Source organism: Streptomyces sp. NPDC005483, from assembly GCF_040606035.1.
GTDB lineage: Bacteria > Actinomycetota > Actinomycetes > Streptomycetales > Streptomycetaceae > Streptomyces.
The window spans coordinates 59,114-81,190 of sequence record NZ_JBEXEA010000013.1; the positions used below are offsets into that span (position 1 = coordinate 59,114).

The 22,077-nt window shown below is 71.7% G+C and carries 22 protein-coding genes and 1 tRNA gene; 11 read left to right on the forward strand and 12 right to left on the reverse strand.

Going from position 1 to position 22,077, the window contains the following annotated elements:
• The first annotated feature begins 1 nt into the window (after position 1).
• From ABZT06_RS24815 to ABZT06_RS24840, 6 genes are all read left to right on the forward strand, one after another.
• Positions 2–1,060, forward strand: coding sequence for an ABC transporter permease (locus ABZT06_RS24815; RefSeq protein WP_355744785.1), 1,059 nt, complete (start codon positions 2–4; stop codon positions 1,058–1,060).
• The gene (locus ABZT06_RS24820) at positions 1,060–1,929 is read left to right on the forward strand and encodes an ABC transporter permease (protein ID WP_355744788.1); all 870 of its coding nucleotides are present in this window, start codon (positions 1,060–1,062) and stop codon (positions 1,927–1,929) included. The genes ABZT06_RS24815 and ABZT06_RS24820 overlap by 1 nt, the downstream gene beginning before the upstream one ends.
• Entirely contained in the window at positions 1,926–2,678 is a 753-nt protein-coding gene (locus tag ABZT06_RS24825; RefSeq protein ID WP_355744791.1) for a nucleoside phosphorylase, read from the forward strand. Before ABZT06_RS24820 ends, ABZT06_RS24825 begins: the two co-directional genes overlap by 4 nt.
• Complete coding sequence (locus tag ABZT06_RS24830; RefSeq protein ID WP_355744794.1) at positions 2,675–3,991, forward strand: amidohydrolase; 1,317 nt, start codon at positions 2,675–2,677, stop codon at positions 3,989–3,991. Before ABZT06_RS24825 ends, ABZT06_RS24830 begins: the two co-directional genes overlap by 4 nt.
• A gap of 46 nt (positions 3,992–4,037) precedes the next feature.
• Entirely contained in the window at positions 4,038–4,709 is a 672-nt protein-coding gene (locus ABZT06_RS24835) for a FadR/GntR family transcriptional regulator (protein ID WP_355744797.1), read from the forward strand.
• 153 nt (positions 4,710–4,862) lie between these two features.
• Entirely contained in the window at positions 4,863–5,879 is a 1,017-nt protein-coding gene (locus ABZT06_RS24840) for a PAC2 family protein (protein WP_355744800.1), read from the forward strand.
• 67 nt (positions 5,880–5,946) lie between these two features.
• On the opposite strand, the gene ABZT06_RS24845 is transcribed toward ABZT06_RS24840, so the two are convergent.
• The 5 genes from ABZT06_RS24845 to ABZT06_RS24865 all read right to left on the reverse strand — a co-directional run bounded on the left by ABZT06_RS24845 (position 5,947) and on the right by ABZT06_RS24865 (position 10,560).
• Entirely contained in the window at positions 5,947–6,876 is a 930-nt protein-coding gene (locus ABZT06_RS24845; RefSeq protein WP_355744803.1) for a superoxide dismutase, read from the reverse strand.
• 156 nt (positions 6,877–7,032) lie between these two features.
• Positions 7,033–8,262 carry a cysteine--1-D-myo-inosityl 2-amino-2-deoxy-alpha-D-glucopyranoside ligase gene (mshC, locus tag ABZT06_RS24850; RefSeq protein ID WP_355744806.1) on the reverse strand — a complete coding sequence of 410 codons (1,230 nt, stop codon included), beginning with the start codon at positions 8,260–8,262 and terminating at the stop codon, positions 7,033–7,035.
• A 148-nt stretch (positions 8,263–8,410) separates the two neighbouring features.
• A complete protein-coding gene (locus ABZT06_RS24855) occupies positions 8,411–9,223 on the reverse strand; it encodes an SCO1664 family protein (RefSeq protein ID WP_355744809.1) in 813 nt (270 codons plus the stop codon).
• Entirely contained in the window at positions 9,187–9,777 is a 591-nt protein-coding gene (locus ABZT06_RS24860) for a DUF3090 domain-containing protein (protein ID WP_123988113.1), read from the reverse strand. The genes ABZT06_RS24855 and ABZT06_RS24860 overlap by 37 nt, the downstream gene beginning before the upstream one ends.
• 96 nt (positions 9,778–9,873) lie before the next feature.
• A complete protein-coding gene (locus ABZT06_RS24865) occupies positions 9,874–10,560 on the reverse strand; it encodes a histidine phosphatase family protein (RefSeq protein ID WP_355744813.1) in 687 nt (228 codons plus the stop codon).
• 61 nt (positions 10,561–10,621) lie between these two features.
• On the opposite strand from ABZT06_RS24865, the gene corA reads away from it, so the two are divergent.
• Positions 10,622–11,617: a magnesium/cobalt transporter CorA gene (corA, locus tag ABZT06_RS24870; RefSeq protein ID WP_355744816.1), complete on the forward strand. Its 996-nt coding sequence runs from the start codon at positions 10,622–10,624 to the stop codon at positions 11,615–11,617.
• 7 nt (positions 11,618–11,624) lie between these two features.
• Here the strand turns inward: corA and ABZT06_RS24875 are convergent, their stop codons facing one another.
• Both ABZT06_RS24875 and ABZT06_RS24880 read right to left on the reverse strand, forming a co-directional pair.
• Positions 11,625–12,413 (reverse strand): ferritin-like domain-containing protein, encoded by a 789-nt coding sequence (locus ABZT06_RS24875; RefSeq protein WP_355744819.1) that lies wholly within the window; start codon positions 12,411–12,413, stop codon positions 11,625–11,627.
• A 383-nt stretch (positions 12,414–12,796) separates the two neighbouring features.
• Positions 12,797–13,852, reverse strand: a complete 1,056-nt coding sequence (locus ABZT06_RS24880) for an LLM class F420-dependent oxidoreductase (RefSeq protein ID WP_355744822.1) — start codon at positions 13,850–13,852, stop codon at positions 12,797–12,799.
• Between the two features lie 175 nt (positions 13,853–14,027).
• Between ABZT06_RS24880 and ABZT06_RS24885 the strand changes: the two genes are divergently transcribed.
• Together ABZT06_RS24885 and ABZT06_RS24890 are read left to right on the forward strand one after the other, a co-directional pair.
• The gene (locus ABZT06_RS24885; protein ID WP_355744825.1) at positions 14,028–15,011 is read left to right on the forward strand and encodes an aldo/keto reductase; all 984 of its coding nucleotides are present in this window, start codon (positions 14,028–14,030) and stop codon (positions 15,009–15,011) included.
• A complete protein-coding gene (locus ABZT06_RS24890) occupies positions 15,008–17,452 on the forward strand; it encodes a helix-hairpin-helix domain-containing protein (RefSeq protein WP_355744828.1) in 2,445 nt (814 codons plus the stop codon). Before ABZT06_RS24885 ends, ABZT06_RS24890 begins: the two co-directional genes overlap by 4 nt.
• A gap of 60 nt (positions 17,453–17,512) precedes the next feature.
• Here ABZT06_RS24890 and ABZT06_RS24895 read toward each other — a convergent pair whose 3' ends face one another.
• Positions 17,513–18,181: a hypothetical protein gene (locus tag ABZT06_RS24895; RefSeq protein WP_355744831.1), complete on the reverse strand. Its 669-nt coding sequence runs from the start codon at positions 18,179–18,181 to the stop codon at positions 17,513–17,515.
• Positions 18,182–18,228: 47 nt separating this feature from the next.
• Here ABZT06_RS24895 and ABZT06_RS24900 point away from each other — a divergent pair, with 47 nt between their 5' ends.
• The gene (locus tag ABZT06_RS24900; protein WP_007380901.1) at positions 18,229–18,417 is read left to right on the forward strand and encodes a DUF5703 family protein; all 189 of its coding nucleotides are present in this window, start codon (positions 18,229–18,231) and stop codon (positions 18,415–18,417) included.
• 61 nt (positions 18,418–18,478) lie between these two features.
• Here the strand turns inward: ABZT06_RS24900 and ABZT06_RS24905 are convergent, their stop codons facing one another.
• The 3 genes from ABZT06_RS24905 to ABZT06_RS24915 all read right to left on the reverse strand — a co-directional run bounded on the left by ABZT06_RS24905 (position 18,479) and on the right by ABZT06_RS24915 (position 21,333).
• Positions 18,479–19,480 carry a chaplin family protein gene (locus ABZT06_RS24905; RefSeq protein WP_355744834.1) on the reverse strand — a complete coding sequence of 334 codons (1,002 nt, stop codon included), beginning with the start codon at positions 19,478–19,480 and terminating at the stop codon, positions 18,479–18,481.
• Between the two features lie 147 nt (positions 19,481–19,627).
• Positions 19,628–19,861: a chaplin ChpH gene (gene chpH / locus ABZT06_RS24910; RefSeq protein WP_007380902.1), complete on the reverse strand. Its 234-nt coding sequence runs from the start codon at positions 19,859–19,861 to the stop codon at positions 19,628–19,630.
• Between the two features lie 146 nt (positions 19,862–20,007).
• On the reverse strand, positions 20,008–21,333 hold the full coding sequence (locus ABZT06_RS24915) for a M20/M25/M40 family metallo-hydrolase (RefSeq protein ID WP_355744838.1): 1,326 nt from the start codon (positions 21,331–21,333) through the stop codon (positions 20,008–20,010).
• A 198-nt stretch (positions 21,334–21,531) separates the two neighbouring features.
• Between ABZT06_RS24915 and ABZT06_RS24920 the strand changes: the two genes are divergently transcribed.
• Positions 21,532–21,616 (forward strand) — tRNA-Leu (locus ABZT06_RS24920).
• A gap of 44 nt (positions 21,617–21,660) precedes the next feature.
• Here the strand turns inward: ABZT06_RS24920 and ABZT06_RS24925 are convergent.
• On the reverse strand, positions 21,661–21,924 hold the full coding sequence (locus ABZT06_RS24925; RefSeq protein WP_355744841.1) for a hypothetical protein: 264 nt from the start codon (positions 21,922–21,924) through the stop codon (positions 21,661–21,663).
• Positions 21,925–22,077: the final 153 nt, after the last annotated feature.

Genomic DNA, 22,077 nt, shown 5'->3' on the forward strand with positions numbered 1-22,077 from the left:
CATGAACCAAGAACGCATCCAACGAGCCCTGCGCTCCCCCGTCACCTTCTCCGTGCTCGCGGGCGTCCTCATCGGCGCGCTCTTCCTCGTCGGCACCGGCGCGGACCCGGTCACGGCGTACCAGGCGGTCCTGACCGGCTCGCTCGGCGCGGACGGCATCGGCTCCACCCTGTCCACCGGCACCAGCGTGCTCGGCATGGCGCTCGCCCTGGCGATCCCGCTGCGGGCCGGGCTGATCAACCTCGGCGGCGACGGGCAGACGGTCCTCGGCGGGATCACCGCGGCCGTGACCGGCCTGTACGCGCCGCTGCCCGCGCCCCTGACCGTCCCCCTGGCCCTCCTCGCGGGCATGGCGGCCGGCGCCGGGTACGCCGCCCTGGCCGCCCTGTGCGAGAACCACCTCGGTGTCCCGCTGCTGGTCAGCAGTCTGCTGCTGAGCTATCCGGCAGTCTCGCTCGCCTCCTACCTGGCCCGTTACCCGCTCAAGGAACCCGGCTCCAGCCTCCCGCAGACCCGGGTGATGCCGGACGGGGTGGCCCTGCCCACGTTCGGCGACTCGACGGTCACGGTCGGCCTGCTGCTCGTCGTCCTCGCCGCGGCCGCCTACTGGCTCACGGACCGGCGCACCGCCTTCGGGTACGAGATCCGCATGACGGGTCTCAACGCCCGCTTCGCCGCGTACGCCGGAGTCGAACGCCGTGGCCTGACACTGAAGTTGATGTCGGTCTCCGGGGCGCTCGCCGGACTCGTGGGCGCGCTCGGGGTGATGAGTTTCCCCTACCGCTTCGTCGACGGCTCGCTCACCGCGCCGGGCTACACCTGGACGGGACTCACGGCCGCGCTGCTGGCGACGGCGGCCCCGCTCGGCACGGTGATCTCGTCGTTCTTCTTCGCGGTCCTCCAGGTCGGCGGCCTCGCGATGGAGCGCACGACCGAGGTCCCGCGCGAGCTCACTCAGGTGCTGCAGGCGATCGTGATCGTGTTCCTCGCGGCCCGACTGCGGTTCTCCGGACGGTGGTTCCCCGGCCGGCGGCTCAACCGCCGCAAGGAGGCGGTGTGATGTTCTTCGACTCGGATCTGCTGATGTCGGCCCTGCGCGCCCTCACCCCGATCCTGCTGGCCGCACTCGGCGGCGCGATCTGCGAACGGGCGGGCGTGTTCAACATCGGCCTCGAAGGCATGATGCTGATGGGCTGTTTCACGTCGGTCGCCACGAGCTGGTTCACCGGGAGTGCCTGGCTCGGCGTGCTGGCCGCTGCCCTCACCGCCGCCGCGTACTCGCTGATCCTGGCGGTGGGCGCGGTGACGCTGCGCGGGGACGCGGTCGTTCTGGGCGTGGCCATGAACCTCCTGGCCGTCGGCCTCACCGGCTTCCTCCTGCGTACGGTCTTCGGCGTGCAGGGCACCTTTGACGACCCGTCACTGGCCGGGCTGCCGTTGGTGGGTGGCTTCACGCCGCTCACCTATCTGTCGTGGGTTGCGGTTGCCGTGGCCGCCGTGATGCTCTCCCGGCATGTGTGGGGGCTCAGGCTCCGCGGGGTCGGCGAGGCCCCGGACGCGGCGGCGACGCTGGGGGTGAGCCCGGCGAGGTACAAGTACGCGGCCATCCTGGTCTCCGGAGTCCTCTGCGGGCTCGCCGGGGCCCAACTCGCCCTCGGCAACGTCACCTTGTTCACCGAGAACATGACGGCGGGCCGCGGCTGGATCGCGGTCGTCGCGGTCATGCTGGGCCGTGCCGCCCCTGTCGGGGTGCTGCTCGCCGCGCTGCTGTTCGGTCTGGCCGAGGCGGCCGGCTTCCGCCTCCAGGGCCTCGGCCTGCCCCAGCAGGCGACCGACGCCGCGCCCTACGTCGTCACGCTCGCCGCCCTCTTCCTCACGACGGCCCGCCGCCGTCGCCGCACCCCTTCCGCTTCCGGAGCCGCCTCATGAGCCAGGACCTGCTGCCCGTCACCCGCATACCCCGCACCGGGCTGCCGGCGCACGCGGTCGTGGTCGGCGACCCGGCCCGCGCGGCCGCCGTCGCCGCTCTCCTCGACGGCGCCGAGGAGGTGTCGTACCACCGCGAGTACCGCGTGTTCAGCGGGAGTTGGAAGGGCGTGCCGGTCACGGTCGCCTCGCACGGGGTGGGCGGTCCGGGCGCGATCCTGCTGTTCCAGGAGCTGGCGGACGCGGGGGTGCGCACGATCCTGCGGTTCGGTACCGCGGGCGCCATGAAGTCCGGCATCGGCGACGGCGACCTCGTCATCGCGGAGGCTGCCGTACGGGACGACGGGGTCACCCAGCAGCTGCTGCCGCCCGAGTACCCCGCGGTCTCCGCGCCCGAGGCGGTCCTGGCGCTTCAGCGCGCGGCCCGCGAGACCGGTGCCCCGCACCACCGGGGCATCGTGTGGACCCGGGCGGCGTTCCAGCCCGGCCTCATCCCCCTGTTCTCCTACGACGGCGCCGGGCTCGCGGCGATCGAGATGGAGCTGTCGGCGCTGCTGGTGACCGCCTCGCTGCGGGGGCTGGTCGCGGGTGGCGTGCTCGTGGTCGACGGGGCGAACGCGGACGAACTGGTGGACGAGGAGGGCACCAGCGTCTACGACCCGCACCGGGAGGTCGTGGCGGCCGGTGTCGAGCGAGGTGCCGTCGTCTCCCTGGAGGCACTGCGGCTGCTCGCGGAGGCGGACGCGCTGTGACCATCGACCTGTTGGTGCACGGCGGTGCCGTCCTGACGGTCGACGAGGCCGGAAGCGTTGTTCACCACGGGGCGGTCGCCGTCCACGCGGGCGAGATCGTCGCGGTCGGTCCGGCGGAAGAGCTGTGTGCGCGGTTCACAGCGGAAGAGTCCATTGACGCGGGCGGCTGCCTCGTCCTGCCCGGGCTCATCAACACGCACACCCACCTGGCGATGACTCTCCTGCGCGGCCGCGCCGACGACGTGACCCTCCAGCAGTTCCTGGAGCGGGTGCTGCCCGTCGAGGCCGAGCTCCTCGCGCCGAAGAACGTGGCGGCTGCTGTGCGGCTGGCGATCGCCGAGAGCGTTCGGGCCGGGGTGACCTCGGCGCTCGACATGTACTGGTTCCACGAGGCGGCCGAACAGGCGGCCCGGGAGGCAGGCTGGCGGCTCCACTCGGGCCCCACCTTCATGGACGTACCGGAACCACCCGACGGGATGGTGTACGGGCAGCGGCTCGCGTGGGCCAGGCAGTACCTGGAGGCCCGCGGACCGGCCCGGGGCGGCCACCGTCCCGTCGTCTTCGCGCACTCCGCCTACACCCTCTCCCCCGACCAGCTCACCGGGATCGCCGCCCTGGCAAGGGAGTTCGGGGCGCTGCTGCACATCCACGCGGCGGAGAACGCCACCGAGGTCGCCACCGTCGAGGCGCGGTACGGCAAGCGACCGGTCGAACTGCTCGACTCGCTCGGCATCCTCGGACCCGACCTGCTGCTCGCGCACGCCGTGGACCTCACGGGACCGGAGATCGCGGCACTGGCCCGCACCGGCACCTCGGTGGCCCACTGTCCGGTCTCGAACCTGAAGCTGGGCTGCGGGATCGCGCCGGTGCCGCGGCTGCTGAGCGCCGGAGTGACCGTCGGGCTCGGTACGGATGGAGCCGTCAGCTCCAACTCGCTGGACGTGCTGGGAGCCGTACGGCAGGCGGCACTCGTGCACAAGGCGGGCGGTGACCCGACGGCGGTCGGCGCCGAGCAGGCCGTACGCATGGCGACCATCGAGGGAGCGCGGGCGCTGGGCCTCGGGGAGCACCTGGGGTCGCTGGAGGCGGGCAAGCGGGCCGATCTGATCGTGCTCGACCTGGGCGCCCCGCATCTGCGGCCGCTGCACGACCCCTGGTCCACGCTGGCGTACGCGGCGCACTCCTCGGACGTACGGGACACCGTCGTGGACGGGCGGGTGCTGATGCGGGACCGTGAGCTGCGCACGCTCGACGAGCGGGCGATGATCGCGGATCTGGAGGCGCTCGTCCGACCAGCCTTCATAATGAGCTGATACATCCGACGTCTCAGCGCACCGCGGGGCGAGAAGGAGGCCGGACATGGCTGTCACCGACGAGGCGATCGAGAAAATCAAGGGCATGATCGTCTCCGGCGCGCTGCGCCCCGGCGACCGGCTCCCCAAGGAGAGCGAGCTCGCCTCCGAGCTGGGCCTTTCGCGCAACTCCCTGCGCGAGGCAGTACGGGCGCTGTCACTGATCCGCATCCTGGACGTACGGCAGGGCGACGGCACGTATGTGACGAGCCTGGACCCGCAACTCCTGCTTGAGGCACTGAGTTTCGTCGTGGACTTCCACCGCGACGACACGGTCCTGGAGTTCCTGGCGGTGCGCCGCATCCTGGAGCCGGCCGCCACCGCGATGGCCGCCTCCCGGATCAGCGAGCAGCAACTGGGCGCGCTGAGCGCTCAGTTGGACAAGCTCGGCGACAGTCCGTCGGTGGAGGAACTGGTCGCCTGCGATCTCGACTTCCACCGCGGGATCGTGCAGAGCTCCGGCAACTCCGTGCTCTGCTCCCTCATGGACGGCCTGTCCGGGCCCACCACCCGGGCCCGGATCTGGCGGGGCCTGACCCAGGAGGACGCGGTCAGCCGCACCCTGCACGAGCACCGCGCGATCCTGGCTGCCCTGCGCGACCGGGACGGCGAGGCGGCCCGCTCCTGGGCGACGGTCCACATCGCGAGCGTGGAGCAGTGGTTGCGCTCCACTCTGTGAGAAGCCTCCGAGCGGCACCGGAACGGAGGGTGTTCCGGAGTGGTGAACGGGGCAGTGATCGTTCACTCCCCCGTGCAAGGGGGCTGCGGGCGCCCCCGCCGGACGCCGTAAGGTTGGTGCGTTAGGCGAGGGCACGTCGGAAGGAGGCGCTGGGTGATCGAGCTCGAGGGGGTTCCCGAGCTGATCGACCCGGTCATGGTGGCCGCGTTCGAGGGCTGGAACGACGCCGGCGACGCCGCCTCCACCGCGGTCGCGCATCTGGACAAGGAGTGGAAGGGCGAGGTGTTCGCGGCGCTCGACGCCGAGGACTACTACGACTTCCAGGTGAACCGCCCCACGGTGTGGCTGGACGGCGGAGTGCGCAAGATCACGTGGCCGACGACAAGGTTGTCGGTGGTCCGCGTCGGCGGTGACAAGCCGCGCGATCTCGTACTCGTCCGGGGTATCGAACCGTCGATGCGATGGCGCTCGTTCTGCAACGAGCTGCTGGGCTTCGCCCACGAACTGGGCGTGGAGCTGGTGGTGATCCTGGGCGCGCTGCTCGGTGACACCCCGCACACCCGTCCGGTGCCGATCAGCGGGACCACGTCCGATCCGGACCTGGCCCAGCGGATGGACCTGGAGGAGACCAAGTACGAGGGCCCCACGGGCATCGTCGGCATCCTCCAGGAGGCGTGCACCCACGCTGGCGTGCCCGCGGTGTCGCTGTGGGCGGCCGTACCGCACTACGTCTCGCAGCCGCCGAACCCGAAGGCGACGCTGGCCCTCCTGAACCGTCTGGAGGACCTGATCGACGTGCGGATCCCGCTGGGCGAGCTGGCCGAGGACGCGCGCGCCTGGCAGGTGGGCGTGGACCAGCTGGCCGCCGAGGACACCGAGGTCGCGGAGTACGTCCAGACGCTGGAGGAGGCCCGGGACACCGCGGAGCTGCCGGAGGCCTCGGGCGAGGCGATCGCCCGGGAGTTCGAGCGGTATCTGCGGCGCCGGGACGGAGGTCAGCCGGGGCAGCCGGGCGGACACGCGACCGCTGACGGGAGTGACAGCTCGACCTATCTGCGGGACGGCCCCGGCGGTCGTACGAAGCCTCCCAAGCCGCCGAAGCCGGAGGCGGAGACGGGACCGGAGCGGGAACCGGAGACGGACGACGAGGACTCCTCGTCGGAGGACTGAGCCGGGGTCCGGGCCGGGACCGGGCCGGTGAGGGCGGTGCGCGGGATGCGCACCGCCCTCGGCCGTGTCAGACCTGCCGGACCGCCACCGCGTCGTACTCGGTGGTGGGCGTGGGCTCCACGTCGAAGCGCGCGTTGGGCAGATACAGGCGTCTGCCCCAGGCGGCGACCGTCGTCGGGATGCGGAAGCGCGGGTCGGTGATCCGGGTGATCGCGGTGCCCCGGGTACCGGAGTCGTCCAGCCGGAACACGTCGATCGCGTTCTGCTGCTGCTGGACGGCGTAGAGGATCCGGCCGAGCAGCAACAGGCCGTCGCCGTTGGGGAGTTTCGACGTGCCGAGGTCGACGGCCCGGGCGGCGCCGGTGCGCGGGTCGACCCGCATGAGGCCGCCGCCGTTCGCGAAGCCGTTCACCACGAGCAGGGCGCGGCCGTCGGGCGTGCGCTCGATGCCGTTGGCCGTGAAGTCGGGCCCCTGCTGCCAGTCCCCCGTCAGCGGTACGGTCGTCACCGCGCCCTTGGCCAGTTTGTAGAGCACCGGCTTGAAGGAGTCGGTGAACCAGGCGGCGCCCGGGGTGAGGACCACGTCGTTCACGAAGGTGCCGCCGGTGGCGTACACCTGCTCGGTCTCGCCCGAGCGGGCGTCGACGGTCCGGATCTCGCCGCTGACGCCGCCGGCGAGGAAGAGTCTGCCGTGCCGGTCGATCTTCAGGCCGACCGTCGGGCGCCCGGAGCCTTTCGCGACGACCTTGCCGCGGCCGGTGGCCAGGCTCGCCCGGTAGATGTCGCCGTTCGCGAGCGAGCCGAAGTAGGCGTACGGCTCGTGGCCGATGGTGATGCCCTCGGGCTGGAAGCCGTCGGGGAGGGGGAACTGCGCGGGCCATGCGGCGTGCCGGGTCCCGGCCGCGTGCGCGGTGCCGCCGAGCAGGGCCGCTCCGGTCAGCGCGGCGGTCGTGCTCAGAAGTGTGCGACGTGCGAAGGAACGGTCTGCGGTTGCCACGGTGCGTCCTTCCGCAAAGAGGCCGGCGCATGGCCGGCCGAACGGTCAATCGACGCACCCACCCCATCACATGACGGCCGCGACTGTCCGAAGAGCGGCTGAAAGACGAAGGGGCGCTTCCTCCGGGCGGAGGGAGCGCCCCTTGCCGACGTCCTGCTAGAGGGCCACGCCGAGCAGCGCGTCCACCGCACGGGTCACCACACCGGGCGCTCCCATGTCGGTCCCCCCGTGCTCCTCCTGTACGGCGGCCCAGCGGTCGACGGCGGTCAGCGCGGTGGGCGCGTCGAGGTCGTTCGCGAGGGCGTCGCGGATCTCCTCGACGAGCGTGTCGGCGGCCGGTCCGTCGGGCCGGGAGACGGCGGCACGCCAGCGGCCCAGCCGGTCCACGGCGTCCTGGAGGACCTGGTCGGTCCACTCCCAGTCGGCCCGGTAATGGTGGGCGAGCAGCGCGAGCCGGATGGCGGCGGGGTCGACTCCGTCGCGGCGCAGCCGGGACACGAAGACCAGGTTGCCCTTGGACTTGGACATCTTCTCGCCGTCGAGAGCGACCATGCCGGCGTGGACGTACGCCTTGGCCATGGGGAACTCGCCGGTCAGCACCTGGGCGTGCGAGGCGCCCATCTCATGGTGCGGGAAGGCGAGGTCGGAGCCGCCGCCCTGGACGTCGAAGGTCATGCCGAGGTGGTCGAGGGCGATCGCGACGCACTCGATGTGCCAGCCGGGGCGCCCCCGGCCCAGCGAGGCGCCGTCCCAGCTGGGCTCGCCCTCGCGGGCGGCCATCCACAGCATCGGGTCGAGGGGGTTCTTCTTGCCCGGGCGGTCCGGGTCCCCGCCGCGCTCGGCGGACAGCAGCCGCATGGCGGCCGCGTCGAGATTGGAGACCTTGCCGAAGTTCGGGTCGGACTCGACGGAGAAGTAGGTGTCCCCTTCGAGTTCGTAGGCGGCACCGGCGTCCCGCAGCCGCTCGACGAGCGGCACGATCCCGGGTATCGCCTCCACGGCGCCGATGTAGTGCTGCGGGGGCAGCATCCTCAGGGCGGTCATGTCCTCGCGGAAGAGGGCCGTCTCCTTCTCGGCGAGGGCGGCCCAGTCGAGGCTGTCCCGCTCGGCGCGCTCGAGGAGCGGGTCGTCGATGTCGGTGACGTTCTGGACGTAGTGAACCTGACGCTTCGTGTCGAGCCACACGCGCTGCACGAGGTCGAACGCGTTGTAGGTCGCCGCGTGCCCCATGTGGGTGGCGTCGTACGGCGTGATGCCGCAGACGTAGAGACGGGCGACAGGACCGGGGTCGAGGGAGACCAAGCCACCGCTCGCGGTGTCGTGGATCCTCAGGTCGCGGCCCTGACCAGGCAGGGCGGGGACCTCGGAAGCGGGCCAGGCATGCATGTCATGAGCCTAACCGGACGGATGTTCCGTATACGAACCGGACCGGGCCGGATGGCCGGTAAGGCCTTCTTGCGCGGTACGGGCCTGTATGCAGGGTGCGGTACGGGCCTGTGCGCGGTGTGCGGTCGTGCCTGTGCGCAGTGTGCTGCTAAACGGGCGGCCAGGGAATGGCCGGCCACTCGCCGCTCGGTTCGGGGTGCTTGCCGGAGTCCAGCAGGGCGTCGACACGCGCGCGTGTGGCGTCGAGTTCGGCTGGGGTGATCAGGGCGGTCAGCCGGGTGCCCAGCTCGCCCGACAGTGCCTCCTTCAGCCCCTTCAGGACGTCGACCGCCTCCCCCGTCAAAGGCTCACCCGCCCAGCCCCACAGCAGGGTTCGCAGCTTGTTCTCGGTGTTGAAGGTCACTCCGTGGTCGATGCCGTACAGGCGGCCGCCTTCGGCGGGCAGCAGGTGGCCGCCCTTGCGGTCCGCGTTGTTGATCACGGCGTCCAGGACGGCCAGCCGGCGCAGCCGCTCGTCGTCCGCGTGCACCAGCAGCGCGGTCTTCCCCTCGCCGACCTCGGCGAAGCCGATGGCCTTCCAGCCCGGTTCGGGCTCCTCCCCGTCGACCAGGGCGAGCAGCTCACCACCGGGCACGCCCTCGATCCACAGCTGGCACATGCCCTCGCCGAAGGGCCCGTCCCGCAGCACGGTGGGCGGCACCAGGCCCCAGCCGGTCGCCTCGGACACCTCGTAGGCGGCGACCTCGCGCTGGGCGAGGGTGCCGTCCGGGAAGTCCCACAGGGGCCGCTCACCGCGGACGGGCTTGTAGACGCAGAAGGCCTCCTGGCCCTCGTACGAGACGGAGCAGTGCAGCACCGCGTTGGAGGCGTCCCGGATCTGACCGCGTACCGTCAGCTCACCCCGGGTGAGCAGCTCTGCCGTGGTCACGCTCCGCGGCGGTATCCGTTCTGGCGCGGACATACGTGTCCTTCCGGGTCGAGCGGGAGGCTGCACAGCGGGCACGGCGGCCGCCCCGCGTTGACGACGTCCAGGGCGCGCTTGGCGAAGGCCCTGGCCTGCGCGCCGGTGAGCCGGACCCGCAGCATCGGGGGGCCGTTCTCCTCGTCCTGGAGGAGTCGCTCCTCGGCCTCGGCGAGGTCCTCCTCGGATTCGGCTTCCAACTCCACGAGGGCCTGCGCCTCGACGATCATGCGCTGCTCCTCGCCGTCCCAGGCAAGGGCCATGGTGCCGACCCGGAACTCCTCCTCGACGGGGGTGTCGAGGGGGGCGGTGTCGGCGACGTCGGTGGGCGGCACGGCCGGCACGGAGGCGCTGCCGCCGCTGCGGCGCACCACCTCGTCGAGGAGTTCGTCCATCCGCTCGGCGAGGGCGGCCACCTGCGTCTTCTCCAGGGCCACGCTGGTCACTCGGGGGCCGGCCGTGGCCTGGAGGAAGAACGTACGGCGCCCGGGCAGTCCGACCGTGCCGGCCACGAAGCGGTCCGGCGGGTCATAGAGGAACACCTGACGGGACACGTCCTGTCTCCATTGGATTCGTGAGTACGGGAACGACGGGAACGTCCATGTGCGAACGCGCGTGAGTGAACCGCTTCACCCTACTGCGCCCGACGATCACGGTGCGCCCGCACCACCACCGACCGGGGCGTCACCGCCCGCGGCCTCCTCGCGCGGCACCAGGGACGCGAAGTCACCGGTGTCGCCGAGGCGGACGAGGAACGGCCTCAGCCGTGTGTAGCGGATGACGGTGATGGAACACGGTTCGACGGAGATCCTCTGGAAGAGATCGAGATGAAGTCCGAGTGCGTCGGCGACGAGCGACTTGATGATGTCGCCGTGCGAGCACATCAGATAGACGGCGTCCTCGCCGTGATCGCGCTCCACGCGCGCGTTCCACTCGCGTACGGCCTCCGCCGCGCGCGTCTGCATCGCTCGCATGGACTCGCCGCCGGGGAACGCGGCCGCCGACGGATGCGCCTGGACGACCTCCATGAGCGGCTCGCCCATGAGCTCGGCGAGCTTGCGGCCGGACCAGTCGCCGTAGTGGCACTCCCCGATGCGTTCCTCGGTGTGCACCGGCAGACCGGGCCGGGCGTCGAGCAGCGGCTGAATCGTCTCCTGGCAGCGCTGGAGGGGGCTGGCGACGACTTCGGAGATCGGCACGCCTTCGAGCCGTCCCGGCAGCGAGGCGGCCTGTGCGGTGCCGCGCTCGTCCAGGGCGACCCCGGGGGTCCACCCGGCGAGCAGCCCCTCGGTGTTCGCGGTGGACCGTCCGTGTCTGACAAGGATCAACGTGGGCATGCGGCAAGGGTAGGCGTACGCCGGAATGCAATGTCTTGCGAGCGACGGGAGAACACGCTCCGTGATCGTCGACTGTGCCATCTACCGGGAGGGGCACCGGACCGAGGGCCCCGAGGACCTGTCCGACGCGCTGGATCAGGCGCGGTCGGCGGGCGGGTTCGTGTGGATCGGTCTGCATGAGCCGTCGGAGAACGAGTTCGAGCTGGTGACCAAGGAGTTCGGACTGCATCCGCTGGCGGTCGAGGACGCCCTCAAGGCGCATCAGCGGCCCAAGCTGGAGGTGTACGACGACTCGCTGTTCGTGGTCCTCAAGCCGGTGGTGTACGAGCCGGAGAGCGACACCGTGTCCACGGGCGAGGTCATGCTCTTCCTCGGCGACGGCTTCGTGGTGACGGTCCGTCACGGCGTGGGTTCGCCGCTGAAGGCCGTACGGGACCGCCTCGAGCACGAACCCAAGCTGCTCGGGAAGGGGCCCACCGCGGTGCTGTACGCGGTGGCCGACGCCGTCGTGGACCACTATCTGGAGGTGGCGACGGAGCTGGGGACCGACCTGGAGGAGCTGGAGGCGGAGGTGTTCTCGCCGGACGGCGGCGGTTCACGCAACACCGCGTCGCGGATCTACACCTTCAAGCGGCAGATCCTGGAGTTCCGCCGGGCCACCGTCCCGCTGTCGATGCCGCTGACCCGGCTCGCGGGGGTGGGGGCGTACGGCGGGACGGTGCCGTTCGTGAACGAAAGGGCGCGGCCCTTCTTCCGGGACGTCAACGACCACCTCGCGCGCGTGAACGAGTCGGTGGAGGGCCTCGACCGGCTGGTGTCGGACGTCCTGTCGGCGCATCTCGCGCAGATGAGCGTCCGGCAGAACGACGACATGCGGAAGATCTCCGCGTGGGCCGCCATGGCCGCGATCCCCACGATGATCGCGGGGATCTACGGCATGAACTTCGAGCACATGCCCGAGCTGCACTGGGTGTGGGCGTATCCGGCGGTGATCGCGCTGATGGCCGTGCTGGAAGTGCTGCTGTACCGGACGTTCAAGCGCCGGGGCTGGCTGTAGCGTCCGCTCAGGCGAACTCGGGCGCGGAGGTGGCGGGTCCGCCGAGGGCGTCACGGCGCTCCGGCGGCCTCAGGGAGACCATGCGGCGCCAGCCCGCGGCGCGTTCGTAGGCGTAGACGCCGTGGATGCCCGCGGCGAGGGCGGCGGACTTCGCCCGGGACCAGCCGAGGATGCGGCCCATGTGGGCCATCACGGCGAGGCTGACGTCCCGGTAGACGCGGATCTCGGCCAGCGCGCACTCCCTGAGCGTGTGCTGGATGGCGCGGCCGTGGCCGGCGTGGGCGAAGCGCAGCAGTTCCTCATGGCAGTAGGCGAGGTGGTTGTCCTCGTCGCTAGAGATCATCCGCACCGCCCGGCCGAGGTCGGGGTGGTCGGCGAAGTGCTTGCGCAGCAGCTCCATCTGCTCGGAGGCCCGCTGTTCGGTGACCCGGCTGTGGGCGAGGTAGGTGACGATGTCGTGCACGGTCAGCGGCTCGTCGCCCTTGAGCTTCTCGTGGGCGAGACCGATGCCGTGTTTCTCCAGGAGCATCGTGTAGTCCGTCTCCGGCGGGACGGGGACGGGTTCGAGACCGCGCTTCTTCATCAGGGCGTTGAAGATCCGCCCGTGCTTGTCCTCGTCGGCGCCGTGCCGGGTGATCTTGGGGGCGAGTGCGCGCTCGCCCTGCGGCACCAGAGCGGCGATACGGGCGTTCTCCCAGCCGCCCTGCGACTCCCCGCTGGCCGCGATGGAGCAGAACAGCCGGAAGGACTCGTCGTGGTCGAGGATCTCCTGAAACAGACTCTTGGCCGAAAGCATCGTGGGGCACCTCTCTGCCGGACTCCGCGGCAATCCGCAAAGAACGAGTCAAATGCGGCGCGAGGGGTGCTGCAACAGCTGTGCCGGACAACTCCGCCAAAAGGAGGCCACCGGGGTCACCGCGGGGCGTAACCGCGCGGGCGTGGGCGCGTTGAATCACGTGACGGCCGTGGCGGGGAAGACACCCGAGCCCCCACCACGGCCGCGGAAACCTCCGGCGGTGGAACGGGATGCACGGGAGGCCGGCCAGGCGGGTGAGTCGGCCCAACAGGTGCTTCGGCCACGGCGTGATCCGACGGTCGAGCCGTGGTCGTGCGCTCCGGACCGGCTCCGTGGCCGCACTTGCGAGGTGCCACGCCACGGAGCTGGTCCGAGAAGCAGGTCTAGGCGAGGCCCGCACGCTCCAGGGCCTCGGTGCCGGCGCGGAGCGAGGCGAGGCGCTCGTCGAGGGTGAAGCCGGCGGGGGCCAGGGTCAGGGTGGTGACGCCGGCCGCCGCGTACTCCTTCATCCGGTCCGCGATGCGGTCCACGGAGCCGAGCAGGGTGGTCTTGTCGATGAGGTTGTGCGGGATGGCGGCCGCGGCGCCGTCCTTGTCGCCGGCCAGGTACTTGTCCTGGATCTCGGCGGCCGCCGCCTCGAAGCCCATGCGCTGGGCGAGCTGGTTGTAGAAGTTCTGCTTGCGGCTGCCCATGCCGCCCACATACAGCGCGGTGTAGGGGCGGAAGGTGTCGGCGAGCGTGGTGACGTCCTTGTCCTCACCGAGGGCCAGCGGGAGGGTCGGGGCGATGTCGAACCCGTCGAGGGTCTTGCCCGCCTTCTCGCGCCCGGCTCGCAGATGCCGGATCGCGGTGTCTTCCAGGTGCTCGGCGGAGGGGAAGATCAGCAGGGCGCCGTCGGCGATCTCGCCGGTCTGCTCCAGGTTCTTCGGGCCGATCGCGGCGATGTACAGCGGGATGTGCTCGCGCTCGGGGTGCACCGTCAGCTTGATCGGCTTGCCGGGGCCGCCGGGCAGAGGCAGCGTCCAGTGCCGGCCTTCGTAGGAGAGGCGCTCGCGGGACATGGCCTTGCGGACGATCTCGACGTACTCACGCGTGCGTGCCAGCGGCTTGTCGAACTTGACGCCGTACCAGCCCTCGGAGACCTGCGGGCCCGAGACACCGAGGCCGAGGCGGAACCGGCCGCCGGACAGGGAGTCGAGGGTGGCGGCGGTCATCGCGGTCATCGCCGGCTGGCGGGCCGGGATCTGGAAGATGGCCGAGCCGACGTCGATGCGCTCGGTCTGGGCGGCGACCCAGGTGAGCACGGTGGCCGCGTCCGACCCGTAGGCCTCGGCGGCCCAGCAGACGGCGTATCCGAGCCGGTCGGCCTCCTGGGCCACGGCGAGATTGTCCGCGTCCATTCCGGCGCCCCAGTAGCCGAGGTTGATCCCGAGCTGCATGGCCGATTCCCCTTACCGATCAGTAACGTCCTTGTCGGCAGACCTTAGCGCGCCGGCGCCCGCCGGGGCAGGTCGCGGCCCGTGCCGGTGACCGGGCGAGATTCCCGCTTACCTGTCACAATCCGTTGTCCACAGGCCCCCACGCGACAGGTTCTGGCCAGTAATCTCGGCGTCCATGGAGCAGAGGCATCTCGGCCGTACCGGCCTGCGCGTGTCCCGCATCGGACTCGGCACCCTCACCTGGGGCAGGGACACCGACGAACACGACGCGGCGGACCTCCTGAAAACGTTCTGGGAGGCGGGCGGGACGCTGGTCGACACGGCGGACGTGTACGGCGACGGGGAGGCCGAGTACCTGCTCGGACGCTTGATAGACGGCCTGGTCCCGCGCCGGGACCTGGTCATCTCCACGAAGGCGGGCAGCGTGCCGGACCCGGAGATCCGCGTCGACTGCTCGCGCGGACATCTGCTCTCCGCGCTGGACGACTCGCTGGCCCGGCTCGGCACGGACTACGTCGACGTGTGGCACATCCACTCCTACGACCCCCACACCCCGTTGGAGGAGACGCTCCAGGCCCTCGACCTGGCCGTCAGCAGCGGTCGCGCCCGCTATGCCGGAGTCTCCAACTTCTGCGGCTGGCAGCTCGCCAAGGCGGGGACCTGGCAGCTGGCGGCGCCGGGGACGCGGACCCGGCTGGCCGCGACACAGCTGGAGTACTCCCTGCTGCAGCGCGGGCTCGAGCGGGAGGTGCTGCCGGCCGCGCTCGATCTGGGTATCGGGCTGCTGCCCTCCTCGCCGCTGGGCCGTGGCGTCCTGACGGGCAAGTACCGCAACGCCACGCCCCCCGACTCGCGGGGCGCCTCGGAGCATCTGGCGCCGTTCGTCGCGCCCTACCTCGACGACACCGCGAGCCACATCGTGGACGCGGTGGCCACGGCGGCCGACGGGCTCGCGGTGACGCCGCTCCAGGTCGCCCTCGCGTGGGTCCGGGACCGGCCGGGGGTGACCGCGCCGATCGTCGGCGCGCGCAACTCGCAGCAGCTCACGGCGGCATTGTCAGTGGAGGCCCTTAGTCTTCCTGACGAGATCTGCCGGGCGCTCGACGATGTGTCGGCGCCCGTGCACCGCTATCCCGATCACGACTGGAGCACGCTGTGAGCACGGAGCCGGAGCCCACGGAGAAGACCGAGCCGGGCATGCGGAGCGCCGCACCGGAGCCGGAGGGCACGGGGGCAGCGCCGGAGCAGGAGGCGGACGGGGCCGGGACGAACAATGGGGGCGTAGAAGTGGGGGCGGCGGAGTCGACCAGAGAGCCGGACGCCGTTGGCGACGCATCAGCGCGGGATTCCGTGACGGCGAGCGGTGACGCGGAGGCTGACGGAGACGCCGGGACCAGTGAGGGCGCCGGGGAGTCTTCTGTGGACGGCGGTGAGACGGGGGCGGCCGGGGGCGACGTCGCCGGAGGGCCTGCCGGCGGCGAGGAGCCAGGGGCCGAAGCGGGCGGCGGCGACGGCCCGGCCGGCGTGGACGCGGGCGAGGCGGACAAGGCTCAGTTGTCCGAGGCCGAGGCCGAGTTGGCGGCGCAGCGGATCGAGCGGGAGCGGATCGCTCGCCGGAAGGCCGAGAAGCAGAGGCCCCTCGAGAGCGGGGCCAAGCTCAGCGGGACGGCGGCCGATCTCCTCGCCGCCGTACGGGCGGTGGAGAGCGGGGCGAAGCCCGTGGCAGCCGTCTTCAGCGAGCCCGAGCCACCGCGCCGGCCCGCCCAGGAGCCGGTACGGCCCCGGACGGAGTCGGCGGAGGCGGCCGGGGGCGGGGGCGCAGGTGCGGTCGGTGCCGTCGGTTCCATCGGCGCGCCCGTGCCGGAGACCGTGGAGGCCGTACGGCGTGTACTGGCCGAGGGCGGGGCGCCCGAGGCCCTCGCGGCGCAGGTCGCCGCGGTCCTCGGAGAAGGGGCCGACGACGAGCTGCGGGCGGACCCCTGGCAGTTGCTGCGGGTCACGGGAGTAAGGCCCGAGCAGGCCGACGGGTTCGCGCGGGCACTGCTCGGCGCGGAGTGCGCGCCGGACGACGAGCGGCGGGGGCGGGCGGTCACCGTCTGGCTCCTGGAGCAGGCGGCACTCGCCGGGCACACCGCGCTGGAGATGCCGGTGCTCACCGCAGCGCTGGCCCAGCGGGGCGTGCCGGACGCCGACGCGGCCGTACAGAGCACGATCGCCGAGGCCGAGGCCCTGGTCTTCCAGGACGCTCTCGACCCGGTGGCCCCCGAGCCCGCGGAGGACGACGAGGAGGAGGCGGAGCGGCCCGTCCGGATCCTCGTCGGGCTGGAGCGGTACGCCCTCGCGGAGGAGAGCCTCGCCGACGGGCTGGCCCGGCTGATCAACTCCGTGCCCAAGGAGGACGGTTCGGCCGAGGACTGGGAGCGCGCCGCCGCGTCGGCCAAGGGTTCGGCCGCCGAGCTGATCCGCGCGGTCGCGGCGGGCGGCCTGGTCCTGCACACCGGCGGCGAGGCGTCCCTGACGGAACCGGCGGCACTGCTGGCGGCGGCGCGAGGGCTCGGGCTGCGGGCGTGGGCGGCCACCCACAGCCCACTGGGCCGTGACCGCTTCAGCGCCCTGCCCGACACCGGCTCCCCCGCCCCCACGCGGACCGTCGCCACCGTCGCCGGGCTCCTCTCCGGTGCCGAGGGGCCCGGTCGGGACGCCGACGGCGCGTTCGATCTCGACCTGCTCGTCGTGCTCGACGCGCCTCAGCTGGACGTCGAGACGGCCGCACTGCTCGTGGAGTCCCTGCCGGACGGGGCGCGGCTGGTGCTGGCCGGGGATCCGGCGGTGCTGTGGTCGGCGGGGCCCGGGCGGGTGTTCGCGGATCTGCTCGCCGCGCGGATCTGCCCGCAGGTCGCCTCGCGCAGGCCGGACCCCGGGCCCCTCGGGGAACTGGTCTCGGGGATCGGCATCGGTGAGCTGAACCAGGTCGAGGCCCCCGGCAAGGAGGTCGTGATCGTGCCGGTGCGGGACGCGGGCGAGGCCGTGCACCGGACCGTGCAGCTGGTCGCGGACTCGGTGCCGCGGGCGATCGGCGTCCCCGCCGAGGAGACCCAGGTGATCACCCCGGGTCACGGCGGTGCCGCGGGCACCCGCGTGCTCAACGCGGCTCTGAAGGAGCGCCTCAACCCCGGCCCCGGCCGCTTCGGCGGCTTCGACCCCGGTGACCGCGTCGCCTACTCCCCCGCACCGGGCCGTACGCTCCCGGCGCGGGTCGTGAAGGCCGACGCGGAGGGCCTGCACCTGACCTGCTCCGGGGAGCCCGTGATCGTACCGAAGGAGCGCGTGGAGCAGTCCGTGCGGCACGGCTGGGCCCTGACCGCGCACCAGGCGGTGGGCGGCCGCTGGCCGGCGGCGGTCGTCGTGCTGCCCGGCGATGCGGCACAGGCCCTCAGCCGGCCGTGGGTCTACACGGCGTTCGGCAGGGCGGACCGCCACCTGTCCGTGGTCCACGGCGTGGAACAGGCCCTTGCGAGGGCGGTCGCCGAGATCCCGGCCAAGCCCCGGACGACCCGGCTGCCCGCCCTCCTGAGGACACAGGCGCCAGCGACCGGCTGACCCGGCCCCAAAGGGGCGCGGCCCCGGAGATCGTTCCTCCGGGGCCGCGCTCACACTGCCTCAGCGACGATCCGCGTCCAGCGGTGCCAGATCCTCGTCCTCGACGTCGGGCTCGTCGGCGTCGTCGTCCAGGTCGTCGTCGAACACCGCGCTGACATCGAACCGGCACACCACCCGCTCGACGTCGACCTGCTCGAACGGCGTCTCCAGCCACTCCCCCGGTTCGGCGGGGTCGTCCGCCGCGGTCACCCACAGTGTGGAGTCGCCCTCCTCGAGACCGAACTCCTTGTGCCGGGAGGCGATCTCGTCGGGCTCGAACTCGCCGAACAGCACTTCCAGCGCACCGTGCAACGTGCCGGAGGCCTCCGTGCCGAGACCTTCGTCGGCCGCCTCGACCCGCTGGGCCTGCGCGAGCAGCCGCTGCGGCTCCGCCACGGCGTAGTCACGGCGGATCAGCACGCTCAGCGCGTTCGGCTCCTCGGGGCCCGTGTATGGAGGAGCGTCCTCCGCGCCCGGGATCTCGAAGGGGGTGACCTCGTCATAACGGTCGTAGAGCAGCTCGTCGTACACCTCGGCGGCCGCGGCCAGTTCGTTGAAGGCCTCGTAGACGGCGGGGTCGTCCTCCCCCGACCTCCGTTCGACCGCGGCCAGGTGGCGGTCGAGCGCGGTCTTGACCGCCTCGGCGGCGGCACGTACCTCGGCAGCGGTGGGCTGCACAGCATCAGACATAGTGCAGACGCTATCCGTACCGGGCCCCGGCCCGCACAATAGATGCGATGCCGGAATACGAATTTGTCGACGTGTACGTACCGCGGGGGGTCTCCCGCAAGGACGCCACACGTCTGCTGACGGACCATGCCGAGTACGGACACTGGGAGTTGGACCGACTGAGCCTGATGCGCGACGGCAGCCGCAGGGTGCGGTTGCGCCGGCGGATCATCCGCCAGGTGCGTGCCACGTGGTGAGACAGCACGAACGGAGCGGGCCCCGCCGAGGCGGGGCCCGCTCCGTTTCACGCCGAATGCCCTAGGCCGAGGCCCGTGCCTTGCGGTAGAGGACCGCGCCGGCCAGCAGTGCCCCGGCGCCCGCCGGGAGGACCAGCCCGATGGGCAGGTCGCTGCCGGTCTGCGCGAGCTGCGCGCTGCCCTGGGGCTGGGTGACCGTCTGGGTACCGGGGTGGTTGCCACCACCCGGTGTCACGCCGTCCGCTCCGGGGGCGGCCGGGGAGCCGGGGTGGCCGGGCTCGACCGGGTTGCCGGGGTGACCCGGGGTGCCGGGGTGACCCGGGGTGCCGGGCTGTCCGGGGGTGCCGGGGTGACCCGGGGTGCCGGGCTGTCCGGGGGTGCCGGGGTGACCCGGGGTGCCGGGGTGACCCGGGGTGCCGGGCTGTCCGGGGGTGCCGGGCTGTTCCGGTGATCCGGGCGGGGTGTGCTGTCCGCCGCCGGGGCCGCTGCCGCAGTCGTTGCCCGTGGCCGGGTTGCCGATGCCGATGATGTCGGCGCTGTTGCCGCAGGCGTTCACGGGAACGTCGATCGGCGCCTCGACGTGGTTGCCCGAGCCCACGCCGGGCGAGCCACCGGCGTGACCGCCGGCGTGCGAGCCCCCTGAGCCGCCGGAACCGGAGCCTCCGGCGCCCCCGGAACCGCCCTGCCCACCGTGGCCGCCGCCGTGCCCCCCGTGATCGCCGCCGTGCCCCCCGTGATCGCCGCCGTACCCCCCGTGACCGCCGCCGTGCCCCACGGAGCCGCCCGGGCCGCCGTGCCCACCGGGCGCCCCGCTGCCGCCGCCCTTGTTGGCGCAGCTGTTGCCCATCGCGGGGTTGAGGACCCCGACGACGTCCACGGTGTTGCCGCACACGTTCACCGGTGCGTGCACGGGCGCTGACACGGTGTTGCCCGACAGCACGCCGGGAGAGTTGACGCTTGATCCGCTCGCGCCCGCGTCGGCGTGGGCGGCACCTCCTGCGGCCGCGATCACGCCGGTCGCGGCCGCCACTGTCATCAGGCCCTTGCGGGTGACTTGTCGCATGTACCGAATCCCTGCTTTCGTTCTTGTCCCGAATACCGACGCATCTCGGTTCTGTTCTTCTCGAAAAGGCCGGTCGGCCCCGGAGGGCATGGCTTGCCCTCCGGGGCCGACGGCTTCATCCCTATTGCCTAAGGGCGAGGCAGAACGTCACTTGTTGATGCAGGTGTTGCCGAAGGCAGGGTTCAGCAGACCGATCACGGAGACCGTGTTGCCGCAGACGTTCACCGGGACGTGAACGGGAACCTGCACGACGTTGCCGGACAGCACACCCGGGGAGCCCACAGCGGCTCCCTGCGCACCCGCATCGGCGACGGCAAGGCCCGCACCCGCGAGAACCAGGCCACCAGTGGCAGCCGCAGCGGCGACGACCTTCTTGATCATTGTTCCTCCTTGTTGGCAAAGCGACCCCAGGTAGCGGATCGCATCACCTGTAACGAGGATGGAGTAATGGGGATACGAGCTTATGAGCGCATTCACCCTTCCCGGCCGATTTCGCACGTGAGGCCGAATAGGCGCGTCAACACACGTCAGCTCGCGTCGATGAACCGGTCGAGAACCCGCACCCCGAACTTCAGCCCGTCCACGGGCACCCGCTCGTCGACACCGTGGAACATCCCGGCGAAGTCCAGCTCCGGGGGCAGCTTGAGCGGCGCGAAGCCGAAGCCGCGGATGCCGAGCTCGTCGAAGGACTTGGCGTCGGTGCCGCCGGAGAGCATGTAGGGGATCGCCTTGGCGGCCGGGTCCTCGGCGACCAGCGCGGACTGCATGGCGTCCACGAGCGCGCCGTCGAAGGTGGTCTCCACGGCCTTGTCGGAGTGCACGTCCTCGCGCCGGACCTTGGGGCCGAGGATCTTGTCGAGGTCGGCGAGGAACTCCTCCTCGAAGCCGGGCAGGAAGCGCCCGTCGACGTGCGCGGTGGCCTCGCCCGGGATGACGTTGACCTTGTAGCCGGCGCCGAGCTGGGTGGGGTTGGCGGTGTTGCTGAGGGTCGCGCCGATGAGCTTGGCGATGCCGCCCAGCCGGGCGAGCGTGCCCTCCATGTCCTCCGGGTCCAGCTCGGTGCCGAGCGCGTCGCCGAGCTCGTCGAGGAATGCCCGGGTGGTCTTGGTGACCCGCACCGGGAACTTGTGCCGGCCGAGCCGCGCGACCGCCTCCGACAGTTCGGTGATGGCGTTGTCCCGGTGGATCATCGAGCCGTGCCCGGCGGTGCCGGCAACCGTCAGCTTCATCCAGTGCATGCCCTTCTCGGCCGTCTGGATCAGATAGAGCCGGCGCTGCTCGTTCACGGTGAAGGAGAAGCCGCCGACCTCGCTGATCGCCTCGGTGACGCCCTCGAAGAGGTCTGGGTGGTGGTCGACGAGGTGCCGGGCGCCGAACTTGCCGCCGGCCTCCTCGTCGGCGAGGAACGCGAGGACGATGTCCCGGGGCGGCCTGCGGCCACTGCGCAGCCGGTCGCGGACGACCGCCAGGGTCATGGCGTCCATGTCCTTCATGTCGACGGCGCCCCGGCCCCACACACAGCCGTCGGCGACCTCGCCGGAGAACGGGGCGTGGGTCCAGTCGTCCGCGTTGGCCGGTACGACGTCGAGGTGGCCGTGGATCAGCAGGGCGGGCCGGGACGGGTCCTCGCCCGCGATCCGGGCCACCGTGGAGGCGCGGCCCGGGTGCGACTCGTAGATCTGCGGGTCGAGTCCCACCTCGGCGAGCTTCTCCGCGACCCACTCGGCCGCCTTGCGCTCGCCCGGGCCGGAGTGGTCGCCGTAGTTGCTGGTGTCGAACCGGATGAGCTCGCGGCAGAGGTCCACGACCTCGTCCTCGCCGGTGACGCCCCTGGCCGTGTCCGTGTCGCTCACGCTGTTCCTCCCGCTGTCACTGCTGGTGGTTGCCCTCATCCTCTCCCCGCGACCCGGCCGTCCCCAAGACCGGGCCCGGCCCGTCACACCCCGTTCACGTGCGCCCCGGTACGGGGACGGGGGGTGATCGGGCCCCCTCGAAAGCCTGGTAATGTTTCCTTCGTCGCCGCGAGGGAAACCCCGCACGACAGACACCTTGTCCGGGTGGCGGAATGGCAGACGCGCTAGCTTGAGGTGCTAGTGCCCTTTATCGGGCGTGGGGGTTCAAGTCCCCCCTCGGACACGAGTAACGGTGCTGGCCGATCTTCGGTCGGCACCGTTCGCGTTTCACGACAGGTCGACGGGGGCCGGGTTCCACTTGTACCGGACGTCCTCCTCGTTCTTGAGCAGGACCCCGCCCTCCACCGTCCGGTCGAGCAGGTCCACCAGCATCTCGCCCAGCGGGTAGCCGTCCTGCCAGAACATCCGCTTCACCGGGCCGAACTTCTGGTCCCACGGAAAGACGCCGAGGAAGATCCCCAGCCGAAACGCCGCGTCGTCGTAGTCCCGCCAGTCCGCCAGGATCTGCCTGAGCTCCGCGCCGTCTGCCACTGTCCCTCCTTGTCTTGGGCCGAGCATGACACAGCCCCTCACGCACAGTGTGGGCGATCTCTCTCGGGAGTGAAACGACCAGGTCACAGCGTTTCTGATGGCCGTGAAAGACCCCGAACGGCCCCCCGGAATGGCCGATCACGCCGCACGGAC